Origin of the sequence: Microbacterium sp. W4I20 (assembly GCF_030816505.1) — a bacterium.
Classification (GTDB): Bacteria; Actinomycetota; Actinomycetes; order Actinomycetales; family Microbacteriaceae; genus Microbacterium.
In genome coordinates this window covers 3,401,539-3,415,253 of record NZ_JAUSYB010000001.1, presented here as the reverse complement: position 1 = coordinate 3,415,253, position 13,715 = coordinate 3,401,539, and the positions used below count along the sequence as shown (strand labels likewise).

Here is a 13,715-nt window from a genome sequence, read left to right as displayed (position 1 = left end):
CTACTGAGCCCGAGCCGGACTCGACTCGGAGAGCACCGCGCGCGCCGCGATGCCGATGATCGCGCTGTAGGTGGGGTACGCGAATCGGACTCCCGCGAGAGTCGACACGTCGACGCCGGCGGCCATGGCGGTGGTGACCGACTGGATGACCTCGATGGCGTTCTCGCCGACCGCGTGGGCACCGAGGATGAGCTCGCGCCGCCGGTCGGCGATGAGCTTGAGGAATCCGATCTCGCGGTCGTCGATCACGGCGCGCTCGAGGCTGGCGTAGGGAACGGAGACGACGACGCAGTCGGTGTCGCGCTCTCGCGCCTGCTCCTCGGTGAGTCCGACGCCGGCGTAGTCGGGGTCGGTGAATCCGCCGGCGGGCAGCAGGTGGTGTGGTGTGCGGCGGTTGGCGCCGAGGACGGCGTTCTCGGCGGCGGCCTCGCCCTCGAACTGGGCGGCCTGCACGAGCATGTCGCGTCCGTTCGCATCGCCGACCGCGAAGATGTGCGGCACCACCGTGCGGAAGTACCGGTCTGCGGGGATCGCCGAGCGCTCGGTCACGATGCCGGCGTTCTCGAGGCCGAGATCTTCCACGTCGGCCGGCCAGCCGGTCGCCATGATCACGGCGTCGAACGTCGAGGTGCGTGTCTCCCCCGCCTCCCGCCAGTCGAGTCGGAGGGCGCCGTCCTCCGTGCGTTCCAGGCTCGTCACCGTCTCGATGCCCGTGTGCACGTCGATGCCCTGGTGCGCGAACGCGCTCTCGACGGTTGCGGCGATCGCAGCATCCGATGCCATCAGCACCCGGGGCGCGACGTCGAGGAGGGTCACCTCGGAGCCGAACGACGCGAACACCGTGACGAGTTGCGCACCCGTGTTGCCCGCGCCGATCACCCCGACCCGGCGGGGCAGCGTCGGCAGCGACAGCACGTCCTCGGGAACGGTGGCCAGCTCGGCACCCGGGATCGGCAGTCGTCTCGAGTGACCGCCGACGCAGATCAGGATGGAACCGGCGGTGATGCGCCGCCCACTGTCGAGCACGAGCGTGTGATCGTCGACGAAGCGCGCGCGCCCCTCGTGGATCAGGTCGATGCCGGCCTCGGCGAACCGCTCTGCCTCGCGCTTGAGGGAACGCACCCGGTCGACACGTTCGTGGACACGCTCGACGGTCGTGGCCCAGTCGATCGTCGGCGTCCCGACCGAGACGCCGTAGTCGTCGGCATGGCGCGACTCACGGATGAGGCGGGCGGTCTTCGCCAGCACGCGGGTGGGCACACAGCCCGTGTTCACGCAGGTCCCACCGGTGCGGCCGGCCTCCAGCACCACGACCTGCGCACCCAACTCGGATGCTCGCAGGGCCGCGGCCGTGCCGGCGGGGCCGGCGCCGATCACGGCGACGTCGTAGTGCTCGCGGAACTCGGACATGCTGCCTCCTGCGGGGTGATCCCGGACACGTGTCCGGGCCGGCGACTACGACGTACGCGGCGACCTACGCGTCGGGGTTCTCGAGAACCTCGTCGACGAGGGAGATGCCGCCGGTCGAGTTCGCCGATTGCATGAGCTCCTCGATCCACTTCACGTTGAGCTGCGGGGTCTCCGGCTCGTCGAACGTGAACCGCAGCGGGATGGAGGGGTGCAACCAGATCGTCGAGCGACCTGCTGCCTCGTCTTCCGGGTGCCGCCACGAGAGCGTGAAGCTCTCATTGCGTCGCAGTTTGGTGGCGATCACGACTTTGAGATGTGCCAGCGCGCGGTCCTCGATGTGGATCGGGTCACTCGCGCCGCCGTAGAGAATGGTGCCCATGGATAAGAAGATAGTCGTCGGTGAGCCGCTGCCGCGCTAGTCGAGCTCGTAGCCGGGGTCGGCCGGCATCTCGAGCGATCCGCTCGCCGGAGATTCGACGCTGCGGGTGAGATCCTTCAGCCGGGCCACCAGCTCCGCGTCCTCGAGCTCGGCCCCCTGGTCACTGACGGTCCGGGAGACGATCTGGCTCGCAGGGCCGATGAGGAACTTCGCGGTGACGACCGAGCCGTCGTTCTCCCGGATCGGTATCTCGACGATCTCCGCTCGCTCATCGTCTCCCAGCGCGCGCCCGTAGGCGAGGAGCGCACTGGCGATCTCATCCCCCGTGACGAACTCGTCCCCGCCATACGTGATCAACTGCATGATGCATTTCTACGGCATCACGTCCGGATCCGATCGCCCCTTGCCCGGGTGACACGAGGCTGCTAGCTTCCCCACCTCGCGTCAGGCGAGTGGCGTTTGCTCCGCATGCGAGTAGCGTGGGCGCATGCCGGAACGTTCGCAGGACAAGCAGCGTGACTCGGCGGCCGGCCGACTGAGCCGCGACCTGATCGTCCGGACGGCCCTCGGGCAGATCGACGCGGTCGGCGCGCAGACCCTGTCGATGCGATCGCTGGCACAAGAGCTCGGCGTCGAGGCGATGTCGCTCTACCGCTACGTCCACGGCAGGGAGGATCTGCTCGAGGGCGTCACCACACTCCTGATGGGCGACCTGACCGCCACCTTCGACGACGAGATCGCGGACCACTGGCAGGGCTTCCTGCAGACGGTCGCGCATCGCGTGCGGCAGATCGCGATCGATCACCCCCGGGCGTTCCCCCTGGTGGCCACCCGTCACCCCGCGGCCCCCTGGCTCCGTCCTCCGCTGCGCAGCGTGGAGCTGGTCGAGCTGTTCCTCGACACCCTCATCGGGCACGGCTTCTCGGATCAGCAGGCCGTGGACACCTACCGATCGTTCAGCAGCTTCCTCCTCGGCCAGCTGCTGCTGGAGTCCGCTGTGCGAGGGGCCGAGATCAGTCCGCTCGAAGAGCCGCTCGATGAGGGCGGCGCCGATGTGCCGGAGAGCGACGGCGAGGCCGAGGTCGACGACGACGCGCAGATCGTGCGCCTGCGACCCCTGCTGAGCGAGGACCGCAGCGATGAGGAGTTCGAGGCGTCGCTGGAGAGCCTGCTCGATCGGCTGGGCGCCGAGCTCTCGCAGTAAGCCCCGCGCTGCGTCCCTGCCCGACGCGTCTCTCCCCTGGGTTTCCCGCCCGTTTGCAGATCGCCGACTTACGGTGTAAACAAGAGCAGGCATACGCTGTAAGTCGCAGATCGGGAGTCAACACGCACAATGGGGCGATTCATCTACGAGGGCAACGTCAAGACCGAGATCGAAGATCGCGCGCTGACCCACCTTCAGCTGGTCATCACGGCGAAACTCCGCCGCGGCGAGCCGTTCAACTTCACCTGGCGTGAGGATCCCAGCATCGGCGGCGGACGCACGACCGTGTGGGTCCACGCCCGCAGCTCCCTGGTCTTCAAGTACAGCGGCAGTCGTCAGCCGGCGATCAACCGGGAGTGGATCGAGGCTCTCGCCTTCACCGCGAACGCCCCGAGCGGCCTCTACCTCGTGCCGGAGCCCGCCGAACAGAAGGCAGCCGGCCGCGTCGAGGTGCCCACGTAGAAGGGTCCGTCAGGGCTGCACGACTCGCACCCAGGCGCGGTCGACGCCCTCCGTGTCGGTCAGGTTCACCTGGATCGGTCCCGCGTACGGCAGCTGGTAGGTGTACTCGCCGGCCGGCGGACTCGCACAGTCGAAGGCACCGTCGGCGATCACGCGCTTCTCGCCGTCGGCCGTCATGACCTCGAACCCGACATCGTCGCCCTCGCACTGCCCTTCGACCGAGAACGGTCGATCCGCCACCAGCACCGCCGGTCCCGCGATGATCTCGCCCGACGGGTCGTCGCCGTCATACTTCAGTGCGATTCCGGCCTGCGTGGGGTCGTCCGTTTCGGGGTAGGCGAAATCCTCTGCCGCTGAGGGCGGCGCCTCCGACGTCGGAGAGTCGGATGCCGCAGGTCCCGGGGATCCCTCGGGTCCGGCGCCTGCGTCCGGGGCGCACCCGGTGACGACGCACGCCAGCACGAGGACTCCGGCCGGAACGAGGATGCGGACACGATCACGAGTGTTCATCGGTGCAGGCTACCCACACCGACGGGTGCCCGGTCAACCCCGTGCAGCCGCCGCGGTCGTCATGGCATCCTCGGGACGTCGACGGAAGGGATGTCCGTATGGGGTCGTTGGAGGAGCTGTGGCTGGTCCGGCATGGAGAGAGCGTCGGGAACCTCGCCGCCACCGGAGCCGAGGTGGCGGGCGCCGAGGCGATCGAGCTCGCCGACCGGGATGCCGACGTACCCCTGTCCGCGACCGGGATCGCACAGGCGCGAGCACTCGCAGCCCCGCTTCTCGCAGCGACCGAGAGACCGCAGATAGCGTGGCTCTCCCCGTACCTCCGGGCTCAGCAGACGTTCGCGTTGAGCGTCGAGAACGGCCCCGCCATCGATCAGGTCCTCACCGACGAGAGGCTGCGAGACAGGGAGCTCGGCATCCTCGACCTCCTGACGTGGCGGGGCGTCGCGGCGCGGCATCCCGAGGAGGCAGCCCGACGCGCACGGCTGGGCAAGTACTATCACCGGCCGCCCGGGGGCGAGTCCTGGGCGGACGTCGCCCTGCGCCTGCGGTCGTTCCTCCACGACACAGCGGATGCCGATGCGCGCGTGGGACTGGTCGTGGCCCACGACGCGGTCGTCATGCTGCTGATCTCCCTGCTGACCGGGATGGACGAGCCCCACCTGATGAAGTTCGCCGCGTCGAACACCGTCCTCAATGCGTCCGTGACGCGACTACGCGTCGAGGAGGGGCGATGGCAGCTCGTCGACTTCTCCGACGTCCGCCATCTCGCAGAGCTCGGCGCCGACATCACCGTGCACCCGGGGAGCCCCGATGTCCAGCCCGCGTGAGCCGCAGAAGGTCACTCCCACCCTGCTGCGCGAGTGGGGGCTGCCCGACCCGGGCGAATCGAAGAAGTCCCGCGGCGAGGCGATGATCATCGGCGGCTCGCGTCTGTCGGCGGGCGCCGTGGTGCTGGCCGGCGAGGCGGCGCTGCGCGTGGGCGCAGGACGAGTGGGCGTGACCTGCGACGGGGCGATCGCCGATGTGGTCCGGATCGCCTTTCCAGAGGCCGGCGTCTACGAATCGCCCGAACCGGGGCAGCCCGCTGACGCCGTGTGGAACGATGCCGTGAAGAGCTCTGACGCTGTCCTCGTCGGGCCCGGGCTCGACGACCCCGCAACGACGCGGGAGTGGTTGGAGCGTGTGTCCGGCCCCGACACGGGATGTCTCGTGGTCGACGCCTTCGCCGTCGGCGTCTTCCGAGATGTGCGCCGCTCGGATCTGCCGGAGTCTCTGGTCATCAACGCCAACCTCGACGAGGCGGCGATCCTCCTGGGCAGAGCGGTCGACGACCTGTTCACCGACCTGCCTCGTCTGGCGCGGGAACTTCACGCCGTGATCCACTGCTACTCCGCCGTGGCCTCGCCGTCGGGAGAGGTGTGGATGCTCGACGAGGGCGGCCCCGGGCTCGGAACGGCCGGCTCCGGAGACGTCCTGGCGGGGGCGATCACCGGCCTCGCGGCTCGCGGACTCTCCCCGGAGCGCGCCGCCGTCTGGGGAGCCTGGTGCCACGGCCGCGCGGGCGACCGTCTCACCGAGCGGATGGGTCTGGGCTTCCTCGCCCGCGAGCTCGCCGGCGAACTCCCCGCCGCGGTCCTCGACGCCGGTTCCTGATCAGCGAGGCCCCGCCGTCGGCGACGGGCGGCGTCCGCGCCGCAGCGCGACCAGCGGCATGTCCACACCCGACGCTCCGTCGGTGTCGGAGAACACGAGGCGCGGTCTCGCCGCGGCGTCCACGCGCGCGTAGGTGGGCGATGCGTCGTTCGAGACCTGCAGCCGGATCCGGTGTCCGCGGCGGAAGACGTGCGCCGTGGGCGAGAGGCGGATGTCGACGGTTCGCCGCTCGCCGGACTCCTCGTCGCGGAGATCGCGATCGTCGGATGCCGGCACGGTGCCGTCGCAGACGTTGCTCGACCCACCCGTAGGGCTGACGTCGCAGAGCCGGACGAACCACGGCCGTCCGTCCGAGCCCGCAACCGCGAGCTGCGCGGTCGGCCATCCGGCGATCGCGATGTCGTGCTCGATCGGCGCCGTCGTGTACGTCAGCACGTCAGGCCGCTTCTCACGTGCGCGCTGGTCCTTGCGACCGGCATCCGCGCGGAAGAGCGTCCGGCCTCCGACGGCCGGCGCCGGGGAGCCGTCATCCGGCAGTTCTCGTTCGCCGGCCGCGCCCTCGGGCATCTCGGAGCCCGACTGCGTCAGGCTGCCGTCGGCACCCAGCGACCAGCGAGTCGGTGCATTCCGCGGAGGGTACGCGGGCATGTTCACCCACCGCCGCACCCCGCCGAACCAGATGCGGGCGTCGGATCGGTCGCGGGCGCCGGTGAATAGTTCGACTGTCTCCCGCAGGGCATTCGTGAACAGGCCCAGGGAGCCGTGCACCCACGGCCCGATCACGAGCCGCACCGGCCGACCTGCGTCGCGGATGCGGATGTAGTCGTCGACCTGCGCATCGAGGAACAGGTCGTACCAGCCCGCGACCTGCAGCAGCGGCGGCACCGAATCCCCCTCGCCGTCGAAGTCGATCCGGTCCCACCACGGGTCGCGGTCGTCGTGTGCGAGCCAACTCCGGTAGGGCTGATCGGGCTCCCCGAAGGCCCGGATGTCGGCATCCTGCGCGTAACCGTCGCGCGTCGCCGCACGGATGGTCCGGGTCTCGAGCAGCTGCGCCCGTCGGAGATGGATGCCGGTCAGCTCCTGGTGGCGCAGGCCGTAGCGCCAGGAGATCCCGTTGCTCAGGCCGAACCGCCCCGAGGGCCAGATCACCGCGCGTCGGAAGTCGGTCGAGGTGACCGCGAGCGCCATGGCTCCGATCGCGCGCGGAGACCTCCGCTTCATCGCCCAGGCCGTCAGCCCCAGGTAGCTCACCCCGAAGAGCAGCCATTCGCCCGTCGCCCACGACTGCGCCTCGAGCCAGGTCAGGAGGTCGGCGCCGTCCTGCTCCTCGTCGAAGAACGGGATGAACTCTCCCCCGGAGCCGAACGTGCCGCGGCAGCTCTGCACGACCACGGTGTGCCCGCGTTCGGCGAGCAGCCGGGCGATGACGTCGGTCTGCGTGCGGCCGTAGGGCGTGCGGACGATGACGACGGGAGCGCCGGTGTCGCCGCCGTCCGCGAACCAGCGATCCGCCAGCAGCACCGTTCCGTCGGTCATCGTCACGGGCAGGTCGCGCTCCACCGACACCGATCGCGCCGTGGCGGGCCCGAGCCGGGCGATCCGAGCGATGGTCCAGGTCGAGAGAGTCATGCGGGCCATCCTGTCAGACGGAGGGTCGCCGCAGACCCTCACCGGTGCGCGTGATCGACATCCCTCTGCAGCAGGTCGTCGTAGGTCTCGCGTCGCACCACGACGCGCGCGGCACCGTCGTCGCAGAACACCACGGGCGGCCGGAGCGCGGCGTTGTAGTTGTTGGCGAGGGTGTAGCAGTACGCACCGGTCGCCGGAACGGTGATGATGTCTCCGACATGGGGATCGACCAGAGGGGCGTCCCGCACCAACTGGTCCCCCGATTCGCAGAAGCGCCCGACCACGTCGACCGTGGTCGCCCGGCCCTCTTTGCCGAGCACGGCTGGCTCGAATGCCTGACCGTACAGCGCCACCTCGAGGTTGTCGCCCATGCCGCCGTCGACAGCGACGTGGGTGCGCACGCCGCGCTTGACCGTGGAGATCCGATACGCGGTGATGCCGCTGCGACCCACCATCGACCGACCGGGTTCGACGATGAGGTCGACGTCTTCTCCGAGGTGTCGGTGCATGGCGCCGACCATCCGATCCGCGTAGTCGTCGACGGACGGCGCCGCGTCGGACCGGACGTAGCGGATACCCAGCCCGCCGCCGAAGTCGTACACGGGGAAACGTTCGATCATCGACAGCGCGCGGACCTCCGCCTCGAACTGATCGAGATCGAGGATCTGCGATCCGATATGCGCATGGATGCCCTGGAGGTCGATCATGGACTCCCGGCGGATCCGCGCGATCACGTCGTTCACCTGACCGGAAGGCACGCCGAACTTCGAGCTGTCATGCCCGGTCGACAGAGAGGAATGCGTCGATGCGGCGATATGAGGACTCACGCGGAGAAGCGCTGGCACGGGCGACGTCGCGAGACGGGCGATCCGGTCGACGTCGTCGAGGTTGTCGATGACGATGTGGCCGACACCGGCGTCGATCGCCGAGGAGATGTCCTCGTCGGTCTTCGCGTTGCCGTGAAAGACCATCCTGCCGGGCTGAGCCCCCGCGGCCCGGGCGATCACGAGTTCACCCGTGGACGCGACATCCACTCCGCAACCCTCCGCCGCCAGCACGCGGATGACCGCGGGCGCCGGGAAGCTCTTCGACGCGAACATCACCGTCGACCGTGCGTGGCGAGAGGCGAACGCATCGATGTAGCGCCGGGCCTGGATGCGCAGCGACGCCACGTCGACCACGTACAGCGGTGTGCCGAAGCGCTCGACGACGTCGGCCACGGCGACACCGCCGAGGGTGAGACGACCGCCGTCGTCGAGGGTCGCGGTCTCGGGGTAGAGCGAGAGATCAATAGGGGCGGATACCGGGGCAGTGTTCGTCACGATGGGTTCCTGTGTGCGGGCGGGCGGGGGAAGGTCGTCTCCGGTCACTTCGATCGCCGGGCGTAGACGGCGGCCGTCGCGGTGCCGAGATACTCCTCGGGACTGAGCCGCGCGAGGACGGAGTTGCGCCGTCCGTATCCGAAGTAGACGACTGCTCCGACCAGCATCCATGCGGCGAACACGAGCCAGGTGGTGGCCCCGAGCGTGACGATGAGCGCCGCGCAGAAGAGGAAGCCGAGGATCGGCGTGACGGGATACAGCGGCACCTTGTAGGTGCGCGTGAGGTCTTTGCGCTTCTGGCGCAGATAGATGACCGAGATGTTCACGAGGCCGAAGGCGAACAGCGTGCCGATGCTCGTGGCGTCGGCGAGCTGTCCGAGGGGGATGAGCGCCGCGGTGATCGCGACGGCGATGCCGACGATGAGCGTGCTGGCGATCGGGGTCCGGGTGCGCGGCGAGACCCGTCCGAAGATCTTCGGCACGAGACCGTCGCCCGCCATGGTGTACAGGATGCGGGTCTGACCGTAGAGCACGGTGAGGCAGACGCTGGCGATGGAGATGACCGCTCCCACGGCGAAGACCAGCGCGATCCACGGCTGCCCGGTGACGGTGTTGAGGATGGTGAGCAGCGAGGCCTCCGAGCTGCTGAACTCCGTCCACGGCTGGGCTCCGATCGCCGTCACCGCGACGAGGATGTAGAGCACCGTGACGATCAGCATCGAGGCGATGATCGCCCGCGGAAGGTCGCGACGCGGGTTCTTCGCCTCGTCCCCCGCGGTCGACGCCGCGTCGAATCCGATGTAGGAGAAGAAGAGGCGGGATGCTGCGGCAGAGACCCCGGCGGCGCCCATCGGGGCGAGCGGCTCGAAGTTGCCGGCGTTGAAAGCGGTGAAGGCGACGGCGATGAAGAACACCAGCAGGGCGATCTTGACGATCACCATCACCGTGTTGACCCAGGCGGTCTCCTTCGCGCCGCGGACGAGGAGGACCATCGACAGCAGGACGATGACCGCCGCGGGAACGTTGATGATGCCGCCCGATCCGGGAGGCAGCGCCCACGCGTCGGGGATCACGAACCCGAACTGTCGAATCGCATCGTTCACGTACTGGCCGGCACCGACGGCGACCGCGGCGACCGACACGGCGTACTCGAGCACGAGGCACCAGCCGCAGACCCACGCGAGACCCTCCCCCATCGTCGCGTAGGTGTACGAGTAGCTCGATCCGGAGACGGGCACGCTTCCGGCCATCTCGGCGTAGGACAGGGCGGAGAGGAAGGCGCAGATGCCCGCGATCACGAAGGCGATCCAGACCGCCGGACCAGCGATCGGCACCGCCGTGGAGAGGACCACGAGGATGCCAGTCCCCAGAGTCGCTCCGACGCTGATCATCGTCAGCTGCCACATTCCGAGGCTCCGACGAAGACCGGAGCCGGATCCTGCCGCCTCGTTCTGCGCGACCATCGTCTCGATGGATTTGCGCCGGAGGAGCTGAGCTCCCAGGGATATCCCGGGAGAAGACGAACTGGGGTGGATGGTCATCGACTGTCCTCTTTTCGCGACAGCACCATGCTGACCGTCACAGTGTGACGAAGGCGCGCGGCATGATCGTCAGACGGAAGTCCAAGAAAGCGCGCAATCCTTCATGCAGAATGCTGAAGTCAGGCACGGCGCGAGCGAAGGAGCGGATGACATGGGCGAAAGAGACAGCCACCTCGATCTCGGAGGCGGGCAGCTCACGCTGCGACTCGGAGCGCTCGGGGTGCATCTGCTCACGGCGGCGAACGGGCGGCGGCTGACGGCAGCCGGCGTGAACCTGTGGGACGCGAGTTCCGGGTCGCGGGCCGTACAGGATGCGGTCGTCCTCGCTCCGGGCATTCAGCGGGTCGAGGAGATCGCCCGGCTGGTCACGCAGCTCGCCGAGCGCGGAGCGGCGGCGCTGGTGATACGTCCCACGGATATTGTTCCCGCTCACCTCCTGGCCGAAGCGGACGAGACGGGGCTCCCGGTCTTCTCCGTCGATCCGGACACCGACTGGCTGCAGGTCATCAGCCTCCTCACCGAGATGCTGCGACCATCGGAGTCGGAGGGCGCCCACTCCGAGCCGCAACGCGGCGATCTCTTCGAGCTGGCGGACGCGATCGCATCGACCGTGGGCGGGGCGACGGTGATCGAGGACATGCATCGGCAGATCGTGTCGTACTCGACTCTGCCCGGACAGCCGATCGATGAAGATCGACGCGAAGGAATCCTCGGCCGGCAGGTACCGAACGTCGACGAGAACGACGAGCAGTACGCGCGCCTCTACCTCGACCTCCGCGCGCACCGCCTGGCGGCACGCGCGGGCGCGCTCGATCGCGTCGCCGTCGCCGTCATGGCGGGCACCGAGCCGCTGGGTTCGATCTGGGTGATCGACGCCGACGGAACCATCGACGACGACGGCATCCGCATCCTCGAGAACTCCGCCAAGATCGCCGCCCTTCGACTGGTGGAAAGACGGTCATCGTCGGACCTCTCGCGCCTGCGCGCGGCGACGCTGCTGCAACGCGCACTGGACGGCGGCGACGACGCTCGTCTCGTGCTGGACGAACTCGGGTTCACCGACGGCGGCGCGATGGTCGTGGTGGCGCTGCGCATCGAGCATCCCGCGGCGGCGACCCCGACGAGGATGGCCCGCTTCGTCGAGTTCGTCGCCAACCACGCGCACAGTCGCGAGCGCCCCGCGCAGGTCGCTCTGATCCGAGACGTCGTCTACATGGTCGCGGAGGTGCGCGGTGAGGAGGACATGACGGCCGCTGCGCTGGAGCGTCTCGCGGGACGGATCGAGCTCTGGCTTCAGGTGTCGCTGTTCGCATCGTGCGGTCCGATGGTCGAGGCCGCGTCGCAGATCACCAAGAGCCGGATGGATGCGGATGTGCTGCTCATGCTCGCGCCGGCGCTCGACCGACGGGTGCTCGTCGCCGAAGAGATGCGGAGCCACCTGGCACTGCGTGACATCGCCTCCCTGGTGCGTCCGTCGGACGAGTTGCGCTCCCTGCACGCCACCGCCCTGCTCGCGAATGATCGCGTCACCGGGACGGAATACGCATCGACCGTGCTCACGTACCTCGAGAATCATCAGGACGTGATCCGGGCGGCCGGGGCGCTCTTCATCCACCCGAACACGCTCCGCTACCGGTTGGCGAGGATCGCGGAACTGTTCGGGATCGACTTCGACCAGGCCGACGATACGCTCCTGCTCTGGCTGACCCTCCGCCTGCACTCGTTCGACTAGGCCGTTGGAGCGGCATCCAACGCATACCGTTTGCGATTGCGCATCCGTCCATAGGACCTGCCCGACGCGGCCAGCAGACTGAGGCGCACCTGGGGCGCCGACCTCCTGAGCAAGCCGTCGACCACGACGGTGAACAGGAGGGTATCGGCGTCGCCACAGCCCGCCTCCGCTCGAAAGGCCCCTCATGTCGTCACCCCTCGAAACGCCCCGCACGCACAAGGTGCTCGCCTCGGTCGTCACGGTCGCCCTCATGGTCGGTCTCGCCGGCTGCACGGGAGATGCCGGCGTGGGGCCTGCGGATCCGACGGGCGATGCCCAGGATTCGCCGCTCGCCGACGCTCTGGATCAGACCCTTGACGCGACGCTGCAGGATGCGGGCGATCAGGGAGTCCAGGCGGTGCTGATCCGCGACGGCGTCGTCGTCTGGTCGACCGAGCGCGGCGATGCCATCATGAACGTCCATCCCGCGCTCGCCGTCGACTCGAACACCCTCTTCAACCTCGGCAGCTTCGGAAAACTCGTCCTCGGTACCTTCGCGCTCGCCCAGGTCGAGGAGAAGAGGCTCGAGCTCGACACTCCGATCGCCGAATACGTCGGCGACGAGATCGCCGGGTCGGACGTCGTCACCCTCCGGATGCTGCTCTCCCATACGAGCGGCTACGGCAATGTATACGCCGACCCTGCGGTCACGCCGCTGTTCCCGCCCGGCACCGAGGGGGCGCCGATCGGGACCGCACCGAGCGAGTACGAACCGGACCGGGCGTTCACCTTCGAGCAGCTGAACGCGGGAATCACAGCTCCCGTGGATCCCGGTTCGATCTACGAGTACCAGGACACGAACTACATCGTGCTGCTCCGGGTGCTCACGGAGGTCTTCGGCGGCGAGGCGGAGGTGACGGAGGCCGTGAACGCCTTCCTCACGGATGCCGGAGCACAGGATGCGGAGAGCGGAGCGGTCATGACCTGCGACCGCGACGCGGACTCGACGATCGAACATTTCGCGCACGGCTACACCCCACTCGCGAACGACCTCGGGCTGCAGGACTACAACACCGCGTACGGCGCCACCGGCGTGCCGAGCGACGAGTTCGGCTTCCCCTTCGGCGACGGCTTCTTCGCCGGCAACGCGCTCGGCGCGGCGAGCTTCCTCGACGCGCTCTTCACCGGCGAGACCGTGCTCGACCCCGCCACCGTCGAGATGATGATCGAGCCCACTGAGCAGGCGCTCGCCGCCGACGACACGACCGGGCTTTCCACCTCGCGCAAGACGATCGATGGCATCGAGTGGCAGGGGCACGGAGGATCCTTCGGCGGATTCACCTCGGCGTCCTTCACCGACATGGAGTCCGGCGCGACCCTGGTCGTCCTGACCAACCGCGGACGGCCGTCCCCCACGGTCGCCGCTTCGCTCTGGGAGGCGCTGGCCGCGACGTACGCGGAGAGCGGCGACTGACGGCGCGAGAACCCCTCGAGCTCCTCGACGCCGAAGAGGACGGACGCGCCATTTGAGAAGATGATCGGATGATCACTGTTCACCTGCGCTACGAGATCGACCCGGACAAGCTCGACGACTTCACCGAGTACGGGCGCACCTGGATCCGGCTCGTCGCGAAGCACGGCGGAACCCACCACGGCTACTTCCTGCCGAGCGAGGGCGACAGCGACGAGGCCTTCGCCCTGTTCACTTTCCCCTCGCTCGCCGAGTACGAGATCTACCGGACCGCCTCGAAGACCGACCCCGAGTGCATCGAGGCCTTCGACTTCGCGCGCAGGACGCAGTGCATCCGTCGCTACGAGCGCCGCTTCCTTAGCCCGGTCTTCGACTGAGTTCAGTGCGGATCCCACGCGCTCAGGGGTGAGCCGCGGCGGC

At 68.8% G+C, this 13,715-nt stretch carries 14 protein-coding genes; 7 read left to right on the top strand and 7 right to left on the bottom strand.

The window, feature by feature from the left end; all coding sequences use genetic code 11:
- From QFZ21_RS16525 to QFZ21_RS16515, 3 genes are all read right to left on the bottom strand, one after another.
- A complete protein-coding gene (locus QFZ21_RS16525; RefSeq protein ID WP_307379746.1) occupies positions 1–1,410 on the bottom strand; it encodes an NAD(P)/FAD-dependent oxidoreductase in 1,410 nt (469 codons plus the stop codon).
- Between the two features lie 64 nt (positions 1,411–1,474).
- Positions 1,475–1,789: a hypothetical protein gene (locus QFZ21_RS16520; RefSeq protein WP_307379744.1), complete on the bottom strand. Its 315-nt coding sequence runs from the start codon at positions 1,787–1,789 to the stop codon at positions 1,475–1,477.
- Positions 1,790–1,825: 36 nt separating this feature from the next.
- A complete protein-coding gene (locus tag QFZ21_RS16515; protein WP_307379742.1) occupies positions 1,826–2,152 on the bottom strand; it encodes a hypothetical protein in 327 nt (108 codons plus the stop codon).
- A 124-nt stretch (positions 2,153–2,276) separates the two neighbouring features.
- Between QFZ21_RS16515 and QFZ21_RS16510 the strand changes: the two genes are divergently transcribed.
- Positions 2,277–2,993, top strand: coding sequence for a TetR/AcrR family transcriptional regulator (locus tag QFZ21_RS16510; RefSeq protein WP_307379740.1), 717 nt, complete (start codon positions 2,277–2,279; stop codon positions 2,991–2,993).
- 129 nt (positions 2,994–3,122) lie between these two features.
- Positions 3,123–3,455: an ATP-dependent DNA ligase gene (locus QFZ21_RS16505; protein WP_307379737.1), complete on the top strand. Its 333-nt coding sequence runs from the start codon at positions 3,123–3,125 to the stop codon at positions 3,453–3,455.
- A gap of 9 nt (positions 3,456–3,464) precedes the next feature.
- On the opposite strand, the gene QFZ21_RS16500 is transcribed toward QFZ21_RS16505, so the two are convergent.
- On the bottom strand, positions 3,465–3,965 hold the full coding sequence (locus tag QFZ21_RS16500; RefSeq protein WP_307379735.1) for a hypothetical protein: 501 nt from the start codon (positions 3,963–3,965) through the stop codon (positions 3,465–3,467).
- A 98-nt stretch (positions 3,966–4,063) separates the two neighbouring features.
- Between QFZ21_RS16500 and QFZ21_RS16495 the strand changes: the two genes are divergently transcribed.
- Both QFZ21_RS16495 and QFZ21_RS16490 read left to right on the top strand, forming a co-directional pair.
- Positions 4,064–4,792 (top strand): histidine phosphatase family protein, encoded by a 729-nt coding sequence (locus QFZ21_RS16495; RefSeq protein WP_307379733.1) that lies wholly within the window; start codon positions 4,064–4,066, stop codon positions 4,790–4,792.
- On the top strand, positions 4,776–5,618 hold the full coding sequence (locus QFZ21_RS16490; RefSeq protein ID WP_307379731.1) for an ADP/ATP-dependent (S)-NAD(P)H-hydrate dehydratase: 843 nt from the start codon (positions 4,776–4,778) through the stop codon (positions 5,616–5,618). The genes QFZ21_RS16495 and QFZ21_RS16490 overlap by 17 nt, the downstream gene beginning before the upstream one ends.
- On the opposite strand, the gene QFZ21_RS16485 is transcribed toward QFZ21_RS16490, so the two are convergent.
- The 3 genes from QFZ21_RS16485 to QFZ21_RS16475 are packed head-to-tail and all read right to left on the bottom strand — an operon-like array spanning position 5,619 to position 10,113.
- On the bottom strand, positions 5,619–7,250 hold the full coding sequence (locus tag QFZ21_RS16485; protein ID WP_307379728.1) for a CocE/NonD family hydrolase: 1,632 nt from the start codon (positions 7,248–7,250) through the stop codon (positions 5,619–5,621).
- 38 nt (positions 7,251–7,288) lie between these two features.
- Positions 7,289–8,572 carry a diaminopimelate decarboxylase gene (gene lysA, locus QFZ21_RS16480; protein WP_307379726.1) on the bottom strand — a complete coding sequence of 428 codons (1,284 nt, stop codon included), beginning with the start codon at positions 8,570–8,572 and terminating at the stop codon, positions 7,289–7,291.
- Positions 8,573–8,616: 44 nt separating this feature from the next.
- Positions 8,617–10,113: an amino acid permease gene (locus QFZ21_RS16475; protein WP_307379724.1), complete on the bottom strand. Its 1,497-nt coding sequence runs from the start codon at positions 10,111–10,113 to the stop codon at positions 8,617–8,619.
- 151 nt (positions 10,114–10,264) lie between these two features.
- On the opposite strand from QFZ21_RS16475, the gene QFZ21_RS16470 reads away from it, so the two are divergent.
- The 3 genes from QFZ21_RS16470 (at position 10,265) to QFZ21_RS16460 (ending at position 13,672) form a co-directional block, all read left to right on the top strand.
- Entirely contained in the window at positions 10,265–11,845 is a 1,581-nt protein-coding gene (locus tag QFZ21_RS16470; protein WP_307379721.1) for a PucR family transcriptional regulator, read from the top strand.
- A gap of 184 nt (positions 11,846–12,029) precedes the next feature.
- On the top strand, positions 12,030–13,298 hold the full coding sequence (locus QFZ21_RS16465) for a serine hydrolase (protein WP_307379719.1): 1,269 nt from the start codon (positions 12,030–12,032) through the stop codon (positions 13,296–13,298).
- 68 nt (positions 13,299–13,366) lie between these two features.
- Positions 13,367–13,672: an NIPSNAP family protein gene (locus QFZ21_RS16460; protein ID WP_307379718.1), complete on the top strand. Its 306-nt coding sequence runs from the start codon at positions 13,367–13,369 to the stop codon at positions 13,670–13,672.
- Positions 13,673–13,715: the final 43 nt, after the last annotated feature.